Raw genomic sequence first — 19,595 nt, forward strand, 5'->3', positions numbered from 1 at the left:
CATCATGACCAAGACCGTCATCAACAGCGACAAGGCCCCAGCCGCTATCGGCACCTACTCCCAGGCGATCAAGGCCGGCAACACCGTGTACATGTCCGGCCAGATCCCGCTGGATCCGAAGACCATGGAACTGGTCGAAGGCTTCGAAGCCCAGACCGTCCAGGTCTTCGAAAACCTCAAGGCCGTGGCCGAGGCTGCCGGTGGTTCGTTCAAGGACATCGTCAAGCTGAACATCTTCCTCACCGACCTGAGCCACTTCGCCAAGGTCAACGAGATCATGGGCCGTTACTTCGAACAGCCCTACCCGGCCCGTGCCGCCATCGGCGTTGCCGCGCTGCCGAAAGGCTCGCAGGTCGAGATGGACGCGATCCTGGTCATCGAGTGATGCCCGTGGTGACGGGCTGCCCGCCCGTCACCTTCCCTTCCCCAAGGTTCCAGCACCATGCGCCACGCCCTTTCCCTTGCACTGGCAGCCCTGCTTCTGGGCGGCTGTGCCAGCCACAAGCCCGAAGACTACAACGGCACCTGGATCAATCAGGACGCCATCGATGCCGCCGATGGCGGCAGCCTGCACCAGGCCCTGAGCGAGCACGGGCCGGTACTCGAATGGAAGATCGACGTCGCCAACCAGCAGGCCAGCTACAGCAATGGCTTCGAGGCGGTCGACGGCTACCTCAGTGCCAAGGAAGACCAATGGCAAGCCAGCTTCTCTGGCGGTCAGACCGAGCAATTGAACCTGGACGGCGATACCCTGCGCACCACCTCGCAGGCCGGCGAAAAGCAAACGTTCGTACGGGTCAAGGCCGCACCCGCCAACGCCCCGCTGGGCGGCAGTTTTGAAAAGGCTCTGTACAAGGCTTACCTGGGCGGCGACTGGAAGATCATTGAAGGCCCCGGCAAGGGGGCGGTGGTGCGCTTTGCCGAGAACGGCAGGGTGACCGGCCTGCCCAACCTCGACCGCTACGCCCTGTGCCTGGCCGGCGATTGCGCCGACATGGGCGGCGACAACGACAGCCTGTGGCTGGAGCGCGACCGGCGCGGGGCACCCTGGATTTTCAAGCGCGATGACGACACGCTGGAGATCCTCCAGGCCGTCAACCGCGCGCAACCTGACGAGAAGCCGCAACTGGCGCCAGGTGCTCGGCAATGGGTGCTGGAGCGCGACTGACCTTTATCGGTTTCGATGACCCAATCGCCGGCAAGCCGGCTCCCACAGGTGCGGCAGGCATCACCTCTGTGGGAGCCGGCTTGCCGGCGATTGGGCACTGAAGCCTACCCCTTCAGGATGGCCGCATAGCCGTCCTTGTAGCTCGGGTACTGCGGCATCCAGCCCAACGCCCTGGCCCGCGCATTGCTGCACCGCTTGCTGCCGGTGCGGCGCACCCGCTGCTCGTCCGACCACTCGGTGACCCCCATGTACTGGCGCAACCAGGCCACCACATCGGCCAGCGGCGCCGGGTCGTCGTCCACGCCGATATAGCAGTCATCCAGCGCCACACCCTGCGCATCGGCCTGCAGCAGGAACGCGATCAACCCTGCGGCATCCTCGGCATGGATGCGATTACCGTACAGTGGTGGCTCCTCGGCCACGCGGTAACCTTGGCGTACCTGACTGAGCAACCATTCGCGCCCCGGGCCATAGATGCCGGTCAGGCGCACGATGGAGGCCGGCAGCCCACTGTGCAGTGCCAATTGCTCCGCCTCCAGCATTACCCGCCCCGAATAGCCCTGGGGCTCAGTGACCGCGCGCTCGTCGATCCATTCGCCATCGGCCTGGCCATACACGCTGCTGCTGGACACGAACAGCACTCGTCGCGGCCGCTGTCCACGCTCCGCCAACCAACCCAGCACATGGCGCAACCCCTCGACATAGGCCTGTCGGTAGCCCGCCTCGTCGTGCTGGCTGGCCGCCACGCAATACACCAGGTAGTCCGGCGACCGTGCCGGCCAGGCCGCTGGAATCGTCGGCTCGGCCAGGTCGGCGGCGATCGGCCATACGCCAGCCGGAAGGTGCTCGACAGAACGCCGCAAGCCGCTGACCTGCCAACCCTGGGCAAGCAGTTGTCGCGCCAGACGGCCACCTACATCGCCACAGCCTACGATCAACACGGATGGTTCCGACATCTCCAAACTCCCAAGGCCAAAGGTTCAGGCTAGCCGGATTAATCGATGGGCGGCTAGACGTTGGTTAAAAAAGGCAACTTTATTACTTCTGCTAACAAGAATTACTTGCAATAATGGCGCCCTGTCTGTTCTCGGCCTGTCTCGAGGCCGTGGGGAACATCAATCTTTTTCTTCATCAGGTCCGGCCAGCATGACACGTACTCAACCCTCCGCTTCGCCAACCACGTCGCGCGCCTGGCGCGCCATCGCCGCGCTGACGCTCAGCCTGGTGCTGGCCCCGACCGCCATGGCCGATGAGCCTGTCGCACCCGCCACCAACGCCCCGGCAGCCGCCGCAGCCCCTGCGGCTCCCATGCAGGCGCCGGCAGCCGATGCCAAGGCGCCAGCCGACGCCGCCAACGCCGCTGCCGCACCGGCCGGCGCCCAAGCTGCAGGCGACGAGAACGTCCAGTCCCTGGTCGAGGACACCTCCCTGGGCATGGCCCACGACCTGTCTCCATGGGGCATGTACAAGAACGCCGACGTGGTCGTCAAAGCCGTGATGATCGGCCTGGCCATCGCCTCGCTGATCACCTGGACCATCTGGATCGCCAAGGGCTTCGAGCTGATGGGCGCCAAGCGTCGCCTGCGCGGTGAAATCGCACTCCTGAAGAAGGCCGCCAGCCTCAAGGAAGCCAGCGACGCCGCCAACAAGCCAGGCACCCTGGCCCACACCCTGGTCCATGATGCCCTGGATGAAATGCGCCTGTCGGCCAATGCTCGCGAAAAGGAAGGCATCAAGGAACGCGTGAGCTTCCGCCTGGAGCGTCTGGTCGCCGCCAGCGGCCGTAGCATGAGCAGCGGCACCGGCATGCTTGCCACCATCGGCTCCACCGCACCCTTCGTGGGCCTGTTCGGCACCGTGTGGGGCATCATGAACAGCTTCATCGGCATCGCCAAGACCCAGACCACCAACCTGGCCGTGGTCGCCCCCGGCATCGCCGAAGCCCTGCTGGCCACTGCCCTGGGCTTGGTCGCGGCGATTCCTGCCGTGGTCATCTACAACGTCTTCGCCCGCTCCATCGCCGGCTACAAGGCCCAGGTCTCCGACGCTTCGGCGCAGGTCCTGCTGCTGGTCAGCCGCGACCTGGACCACCAGGGCAGCGAGCGCGTCGCCCCGCACGTGGTCAAAGTGGGGTAAGCCATGGGCCTGCATCTCAACGAAGGTGGCGACGACCTCGCCGAAAACCACGAAATCAACGTCACACCCTTCATCGACGTGATGCTGGTGCTGCTGATCATCTTCATGGTCGCGGCACCACTGGCCACTGTCGATATCAAGGTCGACCTGCCTGCCTCCAGCGCCAAGCCGGCACCAAGGCCCGAGAAGCCGGTGTTCGTCAGCGTCAAGACCGACAAGAAGCTGTTCGTCGGCGATGACGAGGTGGCCCAGCGTGACCAGCTGGGTGCGATGCTCGACGCCAAGACCAAGGGCGACAAGGAAACCACCATCTTCTTCCAGGCCGACAAGGGTGTTGACTACGGCGACCTGATGGATGTGATGAACACCATGCGCGCGGCCGGCTACCTCAAGGTCGGCCTGGTCGGCCTCGAAACGGCAGCCAAGCAATGACGAACACACGGTCCAACCTGGCGCGCTACGGCGTCAGCCTGGCGATCGTGCTGGGCGTGCACGCCCTGGCGGTACTGCTGATGCTGAACTGGTCGGTACCCCAGGCCATCGAGTTGCCGCCGGCAGCCATGATGGTCGAGCTGGCGCCACTTCCTGCGCCAGCCCCACCGCCACCGCCCAAGGCTGCGCCGAAGCCTCCGGCCCCGGTCGAAGAGCCACCGCTGCCCAAGCTGGTGGAAGCGCCCAAGCCGAAGATCGCCGTTCCCAAGCCGCCCAAGCCGAAGGCCAAGCCGCAGCCGCCCAAGCCCGAGAAGAAGCCTGAGCCGCCGAAGGACCTGCCGCCGGCCAAGGAAGAAGTCGTCGATACGCCGCCAAGCAACACGCCACCGCAGAAGTCGGCAGCACCGGCACCGAGCGTCGCGGCCAACAGCAAAGCCTTGCCGACCTGGCAGAGCGACCTGCTGCGCCACCTGGCCAAGTACAAGCGCTACCCGGAAGACGCACGCCGTCGCGGCCTGCAAGGCATCAACCGGCTGCGTTTCGTGGTCGATGCCGATGGCAAGGTACTGTCGTTCGCCCTCGCCGGTGGTTCGGGCAGCGCGGCGCTGGACCGGGCGACCCTGGAGATGATCCGCCGGGCGCAGCCTGTACCCAAGCCGCCGAAGGAGCTGCTGAACAATGGCCAGATCGAGGTGGTAGCGCCGTTCGTCTACTCGCTGGACCGCCGCTGAGGCGTTTGCTTCTGTCACAAAACGGCAAGTCTGATAACGTGCGTCTATCGATTGCAGCCGCTATGCTGGGGCCGCAACTTCATGGACGCACGTTATGACCCTCACAGAATTACGCTACATCGTCACACTCGCCCAGGAGCAGCATTTCGGCCACGCCGCCGAGCGTTGCCATGTCAGCCAGCCGACCCTGTCGGTCGGGGTGAAGAAGCTCGAGGACGAGCTCGGTGTACTGATCTTCGAACGCAGCAAGAGCGCGGTGCGCCTGACCCCGGTCGGCGAAAGCATCGTCGCCCAGGCCCAGAAGGTGCTGGAACAGGCCCAGGGCATCCGTGAGCTGGCCCAGGCCGGCAAGAACCAGCTGACCGCGCCGCTGAAGGTCGGGGCCATCTATACCGTCGGCCCCTATCTGTTCCCCCACCTCATTCCCCAGCTGCACCGGGTCGCCCCGCAGATGCCGCTGTACATCGAGGAAAATTTCACCCACGTACTGCGCGAGAAACTGCGCAACGGCGAACTGGATGCAGTGATCATCGCCCTGCCGTTCAACGAGGCCGACGTGCTGACCCTGCCACTGTACGACGAGCCCTTCTACGCGCTGATGCCAGCCGACCACCCCTGGACCGCCAAGAAGACCATCGACACGGCCATGCTCAACGACAAGAGCCTGCTGCTGCTAGGCGAAGGCCACTGTTTCCGCGACCAGGTGCTCGAGGCCTGCCCAACCATCAATAAGGGCGGCGAAGGCTCCAAGCACACCACGGTCGAGTCCAGTTCGCTGGAAACCATCCGCCACATGGTCGCCTCGGGCCTGGGTGTGTCGATCCTGCCGCTATCGGCTGTCCATAGCCACCATTACGCCCCTGGTGTGATCGAAGTGCGCCCACTGACGCCGCCCTCGCCGTTCCGCACCGTGGCCATCGCCTGGCGCGCCAGCTTCCCGAGGCCGAAGGCCATCGAGATCCTCGCCGACTCGATCCGCCTCTGCTCGGTCGCCAAGCCGCCCGCGGACAAATCGGCCTGAGCCCATGACCGAGCTGTCGAACGTCCCGGTCACCGCCCTCAAGGGCGTGGGCGATGCCATGGCCGAGAAACTGGCCAAGGTTGGCCTGGAGAACCTGCAGGACCTGCTGTTCCACCTGCCCCTGCGCTACCAGGACCGTACCCGCGTAGTGCCCATCGGTGCCTTGCGCCCGGGCCAGGACGCGGTGATCGAGGGCGTGGTCAGCGGTGCCGACGTGACCATGGGCAAGCGCCGCAGCCTGGTGGTGCGGCTGGGTGACGGCACCGGCGTGCTGAGCCTGCGTTTCTACCATTTCAGCAATGCCCAGAAGGAAGGCCTCAAGCGCGGCACCCACCTGCGCTGCTACGGCGAGGCCCGCCCCGGTGCCTCGGGGCTGGAGATCTACCACCCGGAATACCGCGCGCTCAATGGCAGCGAACCGGCACCACCGGTGGAGCAGACCCTGACGCCGATCTACCCCACCACCGAAGGCCTGACCCAGCAACGCCTGCGTCTGCTCTGCCAGCAGAGCCTGGCCATGCTCGGTCCGCGCAGCCTGCCCGACTGGCTGCCTGCGGAACTGGCCCGGGACTACCAATTGGCGCCGCTGGACGATGCCATCCGCTACCTGCACAACCCTCCGGCCGACGCCGACCTGGAGGAGCTCGCCGAGGGTCAGCACTGGGCCCAGCACCGCCTGGCGTTCGAAGAGCTGCTGACCCACCAGCTTTCTCAGCAACGCCTGCGTGAAAGCCTGCGCACCCTGCGCGCCCCGGTCTTGCCCAAGGCCAGTCGCCTGCCGGCTCAGTACCTGGCCAACCTGGGGTTCAACCCCACCGGCGCCCAGCAACGGGTCGCCAACGAGATCGCCTACGACCTCAGTCAGCCTGAGCCGATGATGCGCCTGGTCCAGGGCGATGTCGGGGCTGGCAAGACGGTCGTCGCCGCCCTCGCCGCGCTCCAGGCCCTGGAGGCCGGCTACCAGGTGGCGCTCATGGCGCCCACGGAGATCCTCGCCGAACAGCATTACCTGACCTTCAAGCGCTGGCTCGAGCCCCTGGGCATCGAAGTGGCCTGGCTGGCCGGCAAGCTCAAGGGCAAGGCCCGCGCCAGCGCCCTGGAGCAGATCGCCAGCGGCGTGCCGATGGTAGTGGGCACCCATGCCCTGTTCCAGGAGGAAGTGAAGTTCCGCCACCTGGCCCTGGCGATCATCGACGAACAGCACCGTTTCGGCGTCCAGCAGCGCCTGGCCCTGCGCCAGAAAGGCGTGGCCGGCCAGCTGTGCCCACACCAGTTGATCATGACCGCCACGCCGATCCCGCGCACGTTGGCCATGAGTGCCTACGCCGACCTGGACACCTCGGTGCTCGACGAGCTGCCGCCTGGCCGTACCCCGGTCAATACCGTGCTGGTGGCCGACAGCCGCCGCTTCGAGGTGGTCGAGCGGGTACGCGCCGCCTGCGCCGAAGGGCGCCAGGCGTACTGGGTGTGTACCTTGATCGAGGAGTCCGAGGAGCTGACCTGCCAGGCGGCCGAAAGCACCTTCGAGGAGCTCGGCAGCGCGCTGGGCGAGCTGCGCGTGGGCCTGATCCACGGGCGCATGAAACCGGCCGAGAAAGCCGCAGTGATGGCTGAATTCAAGGCCGGCAACCTCCAGCTGCTGGTCGCCACCACGGTCATCGAGGTGGGGGTGGACGTGCCCAACGCCAGCCTGATGATCATCGAGAACCCCGAGCGCCTGGGTCTGGCCCAGTTGCACCAGTTGCGCGGCCGTGTGGGTCGGGGCAGCGCCGTCAGCCATTGCGTGCTGCTCTACCATCCGCCTTTGTCGCAGATCGGCCGCGAACGGCTGGGCATCATGCGCGAAACCAACGACGGATTCGTGATTGCCGAAAAAGACCTGGAGTTACGCGGGCCCGGGGAAATGCTGGGAACCCGCCAGACCGGCCTGCTCCAGTTCAAGGTGGCCGACCTGATGCGCGACGCCGACCTGCTCCCGGCAGTGCGCGATGCCGCCCAGGCGCTGCTGGCACGCTGGCCGGACCACGTCAGCCCGCTGCTCGACCGCTGGTTGCGCCATGGCCAGCAGTACGGGCAGGTTTGACGGCAAGCCGGCTCGTTCTGATGTTGTCCGCCTTCCTGTAGGAGCGGGCTTGCCCCGCGATTGCGGCAGTGAGCCAACATCGCAATCGCGGGACAAGCCCGCTCCCACAAGGGGAACCCTATTCGTTCTGAAACAGAATGGATCCAGCCCCGGCCCAGGCTGGTTATACTTCGCGTTTAAAGAAAACCGTGGACACAGACCATGACTGAAGTTGCCCTGGACACCGCAACCCCACACGCACCGTCTGTCATCCGGCTGCTGCTCGACAAGCTTGGCGTGCCCTACCGCGAAGTACCCGAGCATACGCAACTGCCGGCCAGCGCACGTGTCCAGGCGATTCTCCTAGACGACGAGGTCGGCGCCCTGATGGTGCTGTTCCCGCAGGACCAACTGCTGGACCTCAACCGCCTGACCGAGCTGACCGGGCGCAAGCTGGTAGCCGTGCCGGTGGCGCGCCTCAAGCATATGCTCGACAAACACGCCCTCAAGACCCTGCCCGGGATCCCGGCCCTGACCAGCTACCCGTGCCTCTACGAAGCCAGCCTGCTGCAGGCCGACAACCTGCTGATCCAGTCCGGCGAGCGCGGCCTGCTGCTTGAGATCCCACGTGAAGACTTCAAGCGCATGCTGGCCAAGGCAAGCGCCGGCCATTTCGGGGAACAGATCGAGGCCATTCGCCCGAATTTGGACCGCCCCGACGACGACTCCAAGGAAATCAGCCGCGCCGTCCAGGCCTTTACCGCTCGCCGTATCCAGCAACGCCTGGAACAGACCATCGAGATCCCGCCGCTGGCCGACACGGCGCAGAAGATCATCAAACTGCGCGTCGACCCCAATGCCAGCATCGACGACATCACCGGTGTGGTGGAAACCGACCCGGCCCTGGCGGCCCAGGTGGTCAGCTGGGCGGCATCGCCCTACTACGCGTCTCCCGGCAAGATCCGCTCGGTGGAAGACGCCATCGTCCGTGTGCTGGGCTTCGACCTGGTGATCAACCTGGCCCTGGGCCTGGCGCTGGGCAAGACCTTGAGCCTGCCCAAGGACCACCCGCAGGAAGCCACGCCGTACTGGCAACAGTCGATCTACACCGCCGCGGTGATCGAAGGCCTGACCCGCGCCATGCCCCGTGCCGAGCGCCCCGAGGCAGGCCTGACCTACCTGGCTGGCCTGCTGCACAACTTCGGCTACCTGTTGCTGGCCCACGTCTTCCCGCCGCACTTTTCACTGATCTGCCGCCACCTCGAGGTCAACCCACACCTGTGCCACACCTTCGTGGAACAACACCTGCTGGGCATCAGTCGTGAACAGATCGGCGCCTGGTTGATGAAGCTGTGGGACATGCCGGAAGAGCTCTCCGCCGCGCTGCGCTTCCAGCACGACCCGAGCTATGACGGCGAATATGCAGCCTTCCCCAACTTGGTATGCCTGGCGGTACGCCTGTTACGTGCCCGTGGCATCGGCACCGGGCCCCAGGAAGAGATTCCGGACGCCTTGCTCGAACGCCTGAGCCTGACCCGGGAGAAAGCGGAGGATGCAGTGACCAAGGTGCTGGAGGCCGAGACGCTGCTGCGCGAGCTGGCTTCGCAGTTCCACGCGCCGCATTGAGCCGCGCGGGTAGACCTGTATCGCCTGCTGCGCCCCATCGCCGGCAAGCCGGCTCCCACCTGCCCTGCGCTGTTTTCAGAGACGCCGCCTACCTGTGGGAGCCGGCTTGCCGGCAGATTGGGCCCGAGCAGGCGCCCTATCGGCCTTTTTTCTTCGGCTTCAGGTATTTCATCAGGCCCTGGAACCAGATGACCAGTGCCGGGTTGCCCTTGATCTGGATGCTCTTGTCCTGGATCCCTTGCATGAAGGCCAGCTGCTTGTTGCCAGCCTGCAGAGTGTTGAAGCCGTAGGCCGCGTCCTTGAAGGCGATGGCGAAGGCCGGCTGGGGATGGAGGCCGCCCTTGCTGCTGATGCGCTCGCCACTGACGATGAAGTGCCGGCCCACCTTGCCGTCGAGGGTCTGCATCTGGAAGACCAGGTCCTTGTCCCGCAATTGTTGCTGAAACGCCGGGTTGTTGCGGCTGGCCCGAGCCATCAGCAGCCCCATGGCCCAGAGCAGGAAGCGAAACTTCATCTACACGCCTCGACTAAAAAGTGACTGAGCCGCGCAGTTTATCCTTTTATCGGACGTGGAATGCAACTCTGCTGTTTCGGGCTTTTCCGTTTCCCAGAATGCACAACGGGCGCCCAGGGCGCCCGTTCGGATAACGTGATTATCGAAAACCGATCACTTGCCTTTCTTTGCTGGCTTGGCAGGTTGGTTGACGCTGTCGCGCAGGTTCTTGCCAGGCTTGAAAGCGACGGTATTGCTGGCCTTGATCTTGACCGGCTGGCCGGTCTGCGGGTTCTTGCCGGTGCGAGCACCACGATGACGTTTTTCAAAGGTACCGAAACCGACCAGGGTGACGGTGTCCTTGTCCAGCGCACCGGTGATGCTGTCGAGGATGGCATTCAAGACCTGGTTGGCCTTTTCCTTGGTCAGATCGGCCTTTTCGGCGATAACAGCGGCGAGTTCTGGTTTACGCATAGTGAAGCCTCTTGGACGGGATTTCTTGTTGTTATTGCCGTGCTGCCGTGTGAAGCAGCGTTCAAAGGCACCGCAGGCTCTAATCTGCGGCAGACGGAAGTGAGGATGGCACGCCCACCGAAGGCGCGCCAGTGCCAGGGCGGCCATTGTCGCGCCAAGGACAGGCCATACCCGACAGAGCACCCGCTATTTATGCCATCAAGGGTGGCAACTGCCGATTCAGCGCCAGCTTCTCCATCACCGCCGTGCCGGTCAACGCGTAACCCAGCAGTTTCCCGTCGCCCGCATGGCAGAGCACCTTGAGGTCGGCGCCCTGCCCCTCCACCTGCCAGACACCTTCATGGCCCGGCGGTGGCGGCGAAACCACCAGCGGGCAGGCCGGGGTCTTGACCGTGACCGGCATGGGCCCGTAGGCCACGGCGGTGGGGTTGCCGACCAGGGTTTGAGCCAGGGCACGCGCGCAGGTCATCAGCGGCATGACATACAGCAGGTTGACCCCATCGACCTCGGCGCAGTCACCCAGGGCGAAGATATTGCCGTGGGAGGTACGCAACTGGCGATCCACCACCACGCCACGATTGACCTGCAGGCCAGCAGCGGCAGCCAGGTCGGTGCGTGGACGCAGGCCGATGGCCGACACCACCAGGTCGCAGGCGATCACGCTGCCATCGGACAGATGCGCCTCGAGGCCGTCGTCAGCATGTTGCAGCCGGGTCAATACGGGCCCCAGGTGGAAGCGCACGCCCAGGCCTTCCAGGCCGGCCTGCACAGCGCTGGCCGCGGCGGGATGCAGCAGGGTCGGCATCACCTGTTCGCAAGGCGCGACCACATCGATTTCGTAGCCGCCCAGGCTCATGTCGTTGGCGAATTCGCAACCGATCAGGCCGGCCCCGAGGATCAGCACACGGCGCTTGCCTGCCGCTGCGGCACGAAAGCGCGCGTAGTCTTCCAGGTCATTGATGGGAAACACCAGGTCGCCGCCATCGCCTTCGATCGGCACCTGCACCGTCTGTGCACCCCAGGCGAGCACCAGGTCACGGTACTCGACCGCTTCCTCGCCAATCCACAGGCGCTTGTGCCCCGGGTCGATGCCGCTGATGCGGGTGTGCGTGCGGATCTCGGCCTTGAGCTGCTCGGCCATGGCGCCCGGCTCGGCCATGCACAGGCCGTCGGCATCCTTGTGCTTGGCAAAGCCCGTGGAGAGCATGGGCTTGGAGTAGGAACGACCGTCGTCGGCGGTGATCAGCAGCAGCGGCGTCTGGTCGTCGAGCTTGCGAAACTCGCGGGCCAGGTTGTAACCGGCCAGGCCGGTACCAATGATCACCACAGGGGACGTCATGTCGTGCTTCCTCTCGTTGAATGGGTTGCGATCAGCCGATGGCGATCATTTCGAAGTCGCTCTTGCCGACACCGCAGTCGGGGCACAGCCAGTCTTCCGGCACGTCTTCCCAACGGGTGCCTGGGGCGATGCCGTCGTCCGGCCAGCCCTCGGCTTCGTCGTAGATCAGGCCGCAGACAATACATTGCCACTTTTTCATGGGGTTGGTTTTCCTCGTCTTTAATGGGCTGACTGCCTGTAGGGGCGGCCGCCATTATGCAAGCAGTCGGGGCAATCATGCTAAGCTCGCGGCCTCTCTGGCTGTAACAAGCATATCGACGTGTCGTACGAATCCCCGCAAGCAGCCGCTGTCGCGTGGCTGCCGTATTCACAGCTGGCAACCGATGTCGACCAGCCGACCCTCGGCTGGCTGTTCGATGAAGGCTCCCTGACCCGCCGGCTGATCCATCTGTCCCAAAGCCATTTCGCCGTCGACCCGCTGTTCGAAGGCTGGCAACCGCTGCGTGATGATGAATGCCAAGCGCTGGGCCTCGCGCCAGGTGCCGAAGGTTGGGTGCGCGAGGTGTACCTGCGCGGGCATGGCCAACCATGGGTATTCGCCCGCAGCGTGGCCAGCCGTAGCGCCCTGGAACGGGGCGGCCTGGACCTGGAGACGCTGGGCAGCCGCTCGTTGGGCGAACTGCTGTTCTGCGACCAGGCGTTCATTCGTCATCCTATCGAGGTTTGCCGCTATCCACGGGGTTGGTTGCCGCTCGACGTGGTCCATGACGATTTGTGGGGGCGGCGCTCGCGCTTCGAACGTGACAACCTCGACGTCCTGGTGGCCGAGGTGTTCCTGCCAGAGCTGTGGCGCGTGGCCAAGGAGGAAAACCGCTGATGTACCTGCACTTGCTCAAGTCGTTCAACCGCCTGCACCCTCGGGCCTGGGACTTCATCCAGCTCAGCCGCATGGACCGCCCGATCGGCATCTACCTGCTGCTGTGGCCGACCTTGTCGGCGGTATGGATCGCCGGCAACGGCTCGCCGACCCTGGCCAACGTACTGATCTTCGGCCTGGGCGTGGTGCTGATGCGCGCAGCCGGTTGCTGCATCAATGACTTCGCCGACCGCAAGGTGGACGGCCACGTCAAGCGTACGGCTGACCGACCGCTGGCCAGTGGCCGGGTGAAGCCCCGCGAAGCGCTGATGCTGTTCGCCATCCTGGTCGGCGTGAGCTTCCTGCTGGTGCTGTGCACCAATGCAAGGACCGTGTGGTTGTCGTTCGGTGCAGTAGCCCTGGCATTCTGCTACCCGTTCATGAAGCGCTACACCTATTACCCCCAGGTGGTGCTGGGCGCTGCTTATTCCTGGGGCATCCCCATGGCCTTCACCGCCGCAGGTGGCGAGCTGCCGGCCAGCGCCTGGCTGCTGTACATCGCCAACCTGCTGTGGACCGTGGGCTACGACACCTACTACGCCATGGTCGACCGCGACGATGACCTGAAGATCGGCGTGAAGTCCACGGCGATCCTGTTCGGCGAGGCCGACCGGACGATCATCCTGACACTGCAGATGCTCTCGCTGGGGTGCCTGCTGCTCGCCGGCAGCCATTTCGACATGGGCGGCTGGTTCCACCTGGGCTTGCTGACGGCTGCGGCGTGCTTTGCCTGGGAGTACTGGTCGACGCGCAGGCTGGACCGGGAGTCGTGCTTCAAGGCGTTCCTGCACAATCACTGGGCGGGGATGCTGATCTTCATCGGCGTGGTGCTGGATTACGCGTTGCGCTGAAGGGGCTCAGGGGGCTGCCTTGCAGCCCAATCGCCGGCCCCCACCAGGGCTCAGTGCCAACAACATGTGGGAGCCGGCTCGCCGGCAATTGGGCGCAGCCTCAAGGCTTGGCGATATGCCAGACGTCCTTCACGCCATCGCCGGTCTTGTCCCCGGCCTTCTTGTCCTTGATGAAGGTGTACAGCGGCTTGCCGTCATAGGCCCACTGCTTGGCCCCGTCGTCACGGGTGACCTGGGTCCATTTGTCCTTGGCGGCTTCGTCGTCGGGCTTGACCAGCAGCGGCGGCCAGTTCTTGGCGCATTCGCCGTTGCACATGGACTTGCCGTCGGCATCCTTGTCGAATGTGTAGAGGGTCATGCCGGCATGATCGACCCACATGCCATCCTTCTCCATCGCGTGGTGGGCAGACGCCACCCCCGGTAGCGCCAGCGCAGCGAAAAGGGCCATCCAGCTCAGCGTATATCGTGTCATTGGAATCACCATCGTTTCGGGGGGAGTGGGAGCTGAAACACCGCCTCGGCGGCCCTTTCAAGCCTAGTCCAGTCATGGAATGTCGCCATAAACGCCAATGGCCTGTCACACAGCTGCAATAATTCCGTTATCTAATGCGGGCCAGACACAGTTCCTGGGAGAGGTATCAAGCATGGTTGGCAGAAACATTCTGATCGTCGACGACGAAGCGCCCATTCGCGAGATGATCGCCGTTGCATTGGAAATGGCCGGCTATGACTGCCTGGAAGCGGAGAACTCCCAGCAAGCCCACGCCATCATTGTCGACCGCAAGCCGGACCTGATCCTGCTCGACTGGATGCTGCCCGGCACCTCGGGCATCGAACTGGCGCGGCGCCTCAAGCGAGACGAGCTGACCGGCGATATCCCGATCATCATGCTCACCGCCAAAGGTGAAGAGGACAACAAGATCCAAGGCCTTGAAGTCGGCGCCGACGACTACATCACCAAGCCGTTCTCGCCGCGCGAACTGGTGGCCCGGCTCAAGGCCGTGCTGCGCCGCACCGGCCCGAGCGACAGCGAAGCGCCGATCGAAGTCGGCGGCCTGCTGCTCGACCCGATCAGCCACCGCGTCACCATCGACGGCAAGCCGGCCGAGATGGGCCCCACCGAGTACCGCCTGCTGCAGTTCTTCATGACCCACCAGGAACGCGCCTATACCCGCGGCCAACTGCTCGACCAGGTCTGGGGCGGCAACGTCTATGTCGAGGAACGCACGGTCGACGTGCATATCCGTCGCCTGCGCAAGGCATTGGGTGAAGCCTACGAAAATCTGGTACAAACCGTCCGGGGCACCGGCTACCGCTTCTCTACCAAGAGCTGATCCAGCCCGAAGCCACGCCGCAAGCCGCTGTACAAGGACCGTCAATTGAACCAGAACTGGCACGCGACCCTGATTCGCCACATGCTGCTGCTGATCACCGTCTGCCTGGTCGGCGGGCTGGTCAGCGGCTACTACGGGTGGAGCCTGGCCATCGGCCTTGCGCTCTACCTGGGCTGGACCCTCAAGCAACTGCTGCGCCTGCACGATTGGCTGCGCAACCATCAGCCCGATGAAGCCCCGCCCGACGGCTACGGCCTGTGGGGCGAAGTGTTCGACAGCATCTACCACCTGCAGCGCCGCGACCAGCGCGTGCGTGGCCGCCTGCAGGCAGTGATCGACCGCGTCCAGGAGTCCACCGCGGCGCTGCGCGACGCGGTGATCATGCTCGACAGCGAAGGCAACCTGGAATGGTGGAACCGCGCCGCCGAGACCTTGCTGGGCTTCAAGACCCCGCAGGACGGGGGCCAGCCGGTCACCAACCTGGTACGCCACCCGCGCTTCAAGGAATACTTCGAGGCCGAGAACTACCTCGAGCCGCTGGAAATCCCGTCGCCGATCAATGATCGTCTGCGCGTGCAACTGCACATCACCCGCTACGGCAACAACGAGCACCTGATGCTGGTACGCGATGTCACCCGTATCCACCAGCTCGAACAGATGCGCAAGGACTTCGTCGCCAACGTCTCCCACGAATTGCGCACGCCGTTGACGGTGATCACCGGTTACCTGGAGACCTTGCTCGACAACGTCGAGGACGTGAACCCACGCTGGAACCGGGCATTGCAGCAGATGAGCCAGCAAGGTTCGCGCATGCAGACGCTGCTCAACGACCTGTTGCTGCTGGCCAAGCTCGAGGCGACCGATTACCCCTCGGACAACCAGCCGGTGGCGGTCGACGCCCTGTTGCAATCGATCACCAGCGATGCCCAGGCGCTCTCCGGCCCGCGCAACCAGCGCATCACGCTGGACGCCGCGCCTGGGGTGCGTTTGAAGGGCAGCGAGTCGGAACTGCGCAGTGCCTTTTCCAACCTGGTGTTCAACGCAGTGAAGTACACCCAGGACGAAGGCACCATCCGGGTTCGTTGGTGGGCCGACGACCAAGGCGCCCACCTGTCCGTGCAGGACTCAGGGATCGGCATCGATGCCAAGCACCTGCCGCGCCTGACCGAACGCTTCTACCGGGTCGACTCCAGCCGCGCCTCCAACACCGGCGGCACCGGGCTGGGCCTGGCCATCGTCAAGCACGTGCTGCTGCGCCATCGTGCACGCCTTGAGATCAGCAGCGTGCCGGGGCATGGCAGTACCTTCACGTGTCATTTCGCGCCGGCGCAATTGGCCAACGGTAAGCACTGAGAGGGGCTGCCTCGCAGCCCCAACAAGACCACTACCCTTTGCTTTTGCAGCTCCAGCCGCTACATTGGATCCCCTGTGCCAGCCATCGCTGGCACTTTTTTTCTCACCATTACCAAGACGGACCCCGTAAAAACTCCATCATGGACCCTTCCCCTGGTTTCAGCTTCATCTCTCTCTTTGCCGATTTCGGCATGATTCTCTTCGCCTTCCTCCTGGTGCTGCTCAACGGCTTCTTCGTGGCCGCCGAGTTCGCCATGGTCAAGCTGCGCGCTACCCGCGTCGAGTCCATCGCCGAGCTGCATGGCTGGCGGGGCAGCATCCTGCGCAAGGTCCACAATCAATTGGACGCCTATCTGTCAGCCTGCCAGCTGGGTATCACCCTGGCGTCCCTGGGCCTGGGCTGGGTCGGCGAGCCGGCCTTCGCCCACCTGCTCGAGCCGGTGCTGGCCGCTGTGGGCGTCGACACGCCGGAGCTGGTCAAGGCGATCTCCTTCTTCGTCGCCTTCTTCGTGATCTCCTACCTGCACATCGTGGTCGGCGAGCTGGCACCCAAGTCGTGGGCGATCCGCAAGCCCGAACTGCTGTCGCTGTGGACGGCCGTACCGCTGTACCTGTTCTACTGGCTCATGTACCCGGCCATCTACCTGCTCAACGCCAGCGCCAACACCATCCTGCGCATCGCTGGCCAGGGCGAGCCCGGCCCACACCATGAGCACCACTACAGCCGCGAAGAGCTCAAGCTGATCCTGCACTCCAGCCGCGGCCAGGACCCGAGCGACCAGGGCATGCGTGTGCTGGCCTCGGCCGTGGAGATGGGCGAGCTGGAAGTGGTCGACTGGGCCAACTCCCGCGAGGACATGGTCAGCATCGATGCCCATGCCCCGCTCAAGGAGATCCTGGCGCTAGTGCGCCGCCACAAGTTCAGCCGCTACCCGGTCTACGACGCCGAGCGCGAGGAGTTCACCGGCCTGCTGCACATCAAGGACCTGCTGCTGGAGCTGGCCGAACTCGACCACCTGCCCGCGACCATCGACCTCGACGAGCTGGCACGCCCCCTGGAGCGGGTGTCCCGGCACATGCCGCTGGCCCAGTTGCTGGAGCAGTTCCGCAAGGGCGGCGCGCACTTCGTGCTGGTCGAGGAGGCCGACGGCAAGGTGATCGGCTACCTGACCATGGAGGACGTGCTGGAAGTGCTGGTGGGCGACATCCAGGACGAACACCGCAAGACCGAGCGCGGCATCCTCGCCTATCAGCCCGGCAAGCTGCTGGTACGTGGCGATACGCCGCTGTTCAAGGTCGAGCGCCTGCTGGGCGTTGACCTGGACCACATCGAGGCCGAAACCCTGGCAGGGCTGGTATACGAAACGCTCAAGCGCGTGCCGGAGGAAGAGGAAGTGCTGGAAGTCGAAGGCTTGCGCATCATCATCAAGAAAATGAAGGGGCCGAAGATCGTGCTGGCCAAGGTGCTCAAGCTCGATTGAGCGCTCTGTCCCAGGTACACCACTGAACCCTGTAGGAGCGGGCTTGTCCCGCGATTGGGCCGGTCCTGCCGCCGCGGTTGTATGGCAAGGGCTTCGCCCTTGATCGCGGGACAAGCCCGCTCCTACAGGGCATCGGCTCGGGCAATACGAATCACGGGTTCCCTGCCGTGAAATCCGGCAACCCGCCAATCGGCCGGTTGAATCGGTAGGGAATCGACTCCAGCGCCAGCCCCACATTGCGCTGCACCACGAAATGCAGGTGCGGCCCGCTGCTGTTGCCGGTATTTCCCGACTTGGCCAGCAGCGCGCCCTGGGCCACCCGCTGCCCTTCGCTGACCACCACCGACCCGCGCATCAGGTGCAAGTACACCCCCATGGTGCCGTCCGCATGCAGAATCCTGACGAAGTTGCCCGCCGGGTTGTTGCCGCGACCATGCTGGCGGTTCTCCACCTTCACCACCACGCCCTCGCGCGCCGCGACGATCGGCGTGCCTTCGGGCATGGCGATGTCCATCGCGTAGCGCCCCTTGGGCCCGAAATGGCTGAAACGCCCGTTGGGCCCCTGGCTCAAGCGGAACGGGCCACCGCGCCAGGGGAACGGATAGCGGAAGGCCTGGGGTCGCTTGCTCGGGTCGCCCAAGGCATGGCGGAATTTCGTCTCATAACGCAGGCGCCCGCCCGGCACGGCGGTCACCACGGTCAGCGCCTGGCTCGAACGCGGCGGCACCACACGCCGGATGATCCGGGGCGCATTGCCACCCTGGGCATCGACCAGGCGATACAGGCGAAGCTCGACCTCCACCGGGGCGAACAACTCGTTGCGCGCGAAGAAGCGGGTACCACCGGCAACCTCCACGGCGCGCAAGCGTACCTGGCTGTCCAGGCGCTCGATCATGGGTTCGCGCAGTACGAACGGCCTGGCGCCAGGCAGCGGGCTTTCGGAATAGGACACCACGCCAAAGGCATCGGTGGTTTTGTAGAGGGTCATGCCCAGGCTCGACGCTGAGGCCGTGAGCAAGGCACAGAACAGCAGCAGGCGGGCGGGCATGATAGTGGCTTTTTGATAGTTGTTATGAATCGAAGCCTAGCAGCCACTTTCAGGCGGGGTGTTGCAGTTGGTCGGGAATTGGTCGGCTGTCTTCATCGCGGGACAAGCCCGCTCCTACAGGGTCGCAGTGTGCCTGTGAGAGCGGTGTGTCCCGCGATTACGATAGCTCAGGCGCCAGGGGTGAAGTGCTTCTGGGCGGTGCCGCGGGCGATCAGCCGCGACAGGTAGTCGAGCTTCTGTGCATCCTGGTCGACGAATTTGAAGGTCAGTTGCAGCCAGTCGCTGTCGGGCTTGGGCTCCAGGGCAGCCACGGCGTGCAGGTAGCCATTGAGGCGTGCCACCTCGGCATTTTCGCCCTGCTCCAGGTCCAGCACTGCGCCTTCGAGCACCTGCGGCAAGGTCGTGCCGCGGCGTACCACCAGCAAGGCTTCCTTGAGGCTCAAGGCCTTGATCACGCAAGCCTGGGTACCGCTGGAAAGCCGCAGCTGGCCCTGGCCACGCCCACTCTGGGCCGCTGCCGCCGCACTCTTGGGCGCCGGTGCGCTGATCAACGGCTTGCTGGGCGCCGCGACTGCCGCCACGGGGGCCTTGACCGTCTCGGCCCGCCCGCCGGTGAGTGCGCTCAACGAATCATTGGCGAATGCCGAGTTGATGCGAGCCGGCGCACTGTTCATCAGGCCTTCGAGTTTGCCCAGCTTGGTCAGGGCCTTCTTCACCTTGGTCAGCAATTGCTCATTGGTGAACGGCTTGCCCACGAAATCGGATACACCGGCCTGGATGGCCTGGATCACGTTCTCCTTGTCGCCACGGCTGGTCACCATGATGAACTGCAGGTCCTTGAGCTCGGCCTGCTGGCGGCACCAGGTGAGCAGTTCCAGGCCGGACATTTCCGGCATTTCCCAGTCGCACAAGACCAGGTCGAAGCGCTCCTTGCCCAGCAGCGTCATGGCTTTGCGACCATTGACCGCGTCCTCGATGGCGATGCCCGGGAAGGCATTGCGCAGACACTTCCTCACCAGGTCGCGAATGAACGGCGCATCATCCACGACCAGCACGTTGACCTTACTCATCGATACTCCTCTTGAACCCCGACTAGCTTACCGCCGACTGATGGCCATTTGCCAAACCAT

Annotated in this window: 21 protein-coding genes; 13 read left to right on the plus strand and 8 right to left on the minus strand. The window is 64.6% G+C overall.

Features of this window, described 5'->3' with window-relative positions; translation table 11 throughout:
* The first annotated feature begins 4 nt into the window (after positions 1-4).
* Together AC1MHZ_RS02920 and AC1MHZ_RS02925 are read left to right on the plus strand one after the other, a co-directional pair.
* Entirely contained in the window at positions 5-385 is a 381-nt protein-coding gene (locus tag AC1MHZ_RS02920) for a RidA family protein (protein ID WP_043209898.1), read from the plus strand.
* Positions 386-442: 57 nt separating this feature from the next.
* A complete protein-coding gene (locus AC1MHZ_RS02925) occupies positions 443-1,168 on the plus strand; it encodes a hypothetical protein (RefSeq protein WP_084855331.1) in 726 nt (241 codons plus the stop codon).
* 104 nt (positions 1,169-1,272) lie between these two features.
* Here AC1MHZ_RS02925 and AC1MHZ_RS02930 read toward each other — a convergent pair whose 3' ends face one another.
* Positions 1,273-2,124 carry an SDR family oxidoreductase gene (locus tag AC1MHZ_RS02930; RefSeq protein ID WP_084855330.1) on the minus strand — a complete coding sequence of 284 codons (852 nt, stop codon included), beginning with the start codon at positions 2,122-2,124 and terminating at the stop codon, positions 1,273-1,275.
* Between the two features lie 190 nt (positions 2,125-2,314).
* On the opposite strand from AC1MHZ_RS02930, the gene exbB reads away from it, so the two are divergent.
* The 6 genes from exbB (at position 2,315) to AC1MHZ_RS02960 (ending at position 9,176) form a co-directional block, all read left to right on the plus strand.
* Positions 2,315-3,304, plus strand: a complete 990-nt coding sequence (gene exbB, locus AC1MHZ_RS02935) for a tonB-system energizer ExbB (protein ID WP_482965997.1) — start codon at positions 2,315-2,317, stop codon at positions 3,302-3,304.
* A 3-nt stretch (positions 3,305-3,307) separates the two neighbouring features.
* Complete coding sequence (gene exbD / locus AC1MHZ_RS02940) at positions 3,308-3,736, plus strand: TonB system transport protein ExbD (protein ID WP_084855328.1); 429 nt, start codon at positions 3,308-3,310, stop codon at positions 3,734-3,736.
* The gene (locus tag AC1MHZ_RS02945; protein ID WP_084855327.1) at positions 3,733-4,467 is read left to right on the plus strand and encodes an energy transducer TonB; all 735 of its coding nucleotides are present in this window, start codon (positions 3,733-3,735) and stop codon (positions 4,465-4,467) included. Before exbD ends, AC1MHZ_RS02945 begins: the two co-directional genes overlap by 4 nt.
* A gap of 94 nt (positions 4,468-4,561) precedes the next feature.
* Positions 4,562-5,488: a hydrogen peroxide-inducible genes activator gene (locus AC1MHZ_RS02950; RefSeq protein WP_084855326.1), complete on the plus strand. Its 927-nt coding sequence runs from the start codon at positions 4,562-4,564 to the stop codon at positions 5,486-5,488.
* A 4-nt stretch (positions 5,489-5,492) separates the two neighbouring features.
* Positions 5,493-7,571: an ATP-dependent DNA helicase RecG gene (gene recG, locus AC1MHZ_RS02955; protein WP_084855325.1), complete on the plus strand. Its 2,079-nt coding sequence runs from the start codon at positions 5,493-5,495 to the stop codon at positions 7,569-7,571.
* A gap of 201 nt (positions 7,572-7,772) precedes the next feature.
* Positions 7,773-9,176 (plus strand): aminoacyl-tRNA deacylase and HDOD domain-containing protein, encoded by a 1,404-nt coding sequence (locus tag AC1MHZ_RS02960; protein WP_084855324.1) that lies wholly within the window; start codon positions 7,773-7,775, stop codon positions 9,174-9,176.
* A gap of 136 nt (positions 9,177-9,312) precedes the next feature.
* Here AC1MHZ_RS02960 and AC1MHZ_RS02965 read toward each other — a convergent pair whose 3' ends face one another.
* The 4 genes from AC1MHZ_RS02965 to AC1MHZ_RS02980 all read right to left on the minus strand — a co-directional run bounded on the left by AC1MHZ_RS02965 (position 9,313) and on the right by AC1MHZ_RS02980 (position 11,681).
* A complete protein-coding gene (locus AC1MHZ_RS02965; protein WP_084855323.1) occupies positions 9,313-9,690 on the minus strand; it encodes a helicase in 378 nt (125 codons plus the stop codon).
* 153 nt (positions 9,691-9,843) lie between these two features.
* On the minus strand, positions 9,844-10,143 hold the full coding sequence (locus AC1MHZ_RS02970; protein ID WP_043209915.1) for an HU family DNA-binding protein: 300 nt from the start codon (positions 10,141-10,143) through the stop codon (positions 9,844-9,846).
* A 190-nt stretch (positions 10,144-10,333) separates the two neighbouring features.
* Positions 10,334-11,482 (minus strand): NAD(P)/FAD-dependent oxidoreductase, encoded by a 1,149-nt coding sequence (locus AC1MHZ_RS02975; protein WP_084855322.1) that lies wholly within the window; start codon positions 11,480-11,482, stop codon positions 10,334-10,336.
* Between the two features lie 31 nt (positions 11,483-11,513).
* Positions 11,514-11,681: a rubredoxin gene (locus AC1MHZ_RS02980; RefSeq protein WP_011536423.1), complete on the minus strand. Its 168-nt coding sequence runs from the start codon at positions 11,679-11,681 to the stop codon at positions 11,514-11,516.
* Positions 11,682-11,801: 120 nt separating this feature from the next.
* Here AC1MHZ_RS02980 and AC1MHZ_RS02985 point away from each other — a divergent pair, with 120 nt between their 5' ends.
* A complete protein-coding gene (locus AC1MHZ_RS02985; protein ID WP_084855321.1) occupies positions 11,802-12,359 on the plus strand; it encodes a chorismate--pyruvate lyase family protein in 558 nt (185 codons plus the stop codon).
* A complete protein-coding gene (ubiA, locus tag AC1MHZ_RS02990; RefSeq protein ID WP_084855320.1) occupies positions 12,359-13,249 on the plus strand; it encodes a 4-hydroxybenzoate octaprenyltransferase in 891 nt (296 codons plus the stop codon). Before AC1MHZ_RS02985 ends, ubiA begins: the two co-directional genes overlap by 1 nt.
* Positions 13,250-13,349: 100 nt before the next feature.
* Here the strand turns inward: ubiA and AC1MHZ_RS02995 are convergent, their stop codons facing one another.
* Positions 13,350-13,721, minus strand: coding sequence for a COG4315 family predicted lipoprotein (locus AC1MHZ_RS02995; protein ID WP_084855319.1), 372 nt, complete (start codon positions 13,719-13,721; stop codon positions 13,350-13,352).
* A gap of 172 nt (positions 13,722-13,893) precedes the next feature.
* Between AC1MHZ_RS02995 and phoB the strand changes: the two genes are divergently transcribed.
* The 3 genes from phoB to AC1MHZ_RS03010 all read left to right on the plus strand — a co-directional run bounded on the left by phoB (position 13,894) and on the right by AC1MHZ_RS03010 (position 17,417).
* Positions 13,894-14,583 carry a phosphate regulon transcriptional regulator PhoB gene (gene phoB, locus AC1MHZ_RS03000; protein ID WP_003253341.1) on the plus strand — a complete coding sequence of 230 codons (690 nt, stop codon included), beginning with the start codon at positions 13,894-13,896 and terminating at the stop codon, positions 14,581-14,583.
* An 81-nt stretch (positions 14,584-14,664) separates the two neighbouring features.
* On the plus strand, positions 14,665-15,936 hold the full coding sequence (phoR, locus tag AC1MHZ_RS03005; RefSeq protein WP_253249311.1) for a phosphate regulon sensor histidine kinase PhoR: 1,272 nt from the start codon (positions 14,665-14,667) through the stop codon (positions 15,934-15,936).
* Between the two features lie 140 nt (positions 15,937-16,076).
* Complete coding sequence (locus AC1MHZ_RS03010) at positions 16,077-17,417, plus strand: hemolysin family protein (RefSeq protein ID WP_084855317.1); 1,341 nt, start codon at positions 16,077-16,079, stop codon at positions 17,415-17,417.
* Between the two features lie 151 nt (positions 17,418-17,568).
* On the opposite strand, the gene AC1MHZ_RS03015 is transcribed toward AC1MHZ_RS03010, so the two are convergent.
* Positions 17,569-18,465, minus strand: coding sequence for a peptidoglycan DD-metalloendopeptidase family protein (locus AC1MHZ_RS03015; protein ID WP_416767471.1), 897 nt, complete (start codon positions 18,463-18,465; stop codon positions 17,569-17,571).
* A gap of 167 nt (positions 18,466-18,632) precedes the next feature.
* Positions 18,633-19,535 carry a response regulator gene (locus tag AC1MHZ_RS03020; RefSeq protein ID WP_084855315.1) on the minus strand — a complete coding sequence of 301 codons (903 nt, stop codon included), beginning with the start codon at positions 19,533-19,535 and terminating at the stop codon, positions 18,633-18,635.
* Positions 19,536-19,595: the final 60 nt, after the last annotated feature.

Source organism: Pseudomonas sp. FA-1 (assembly GCF_056856075.1).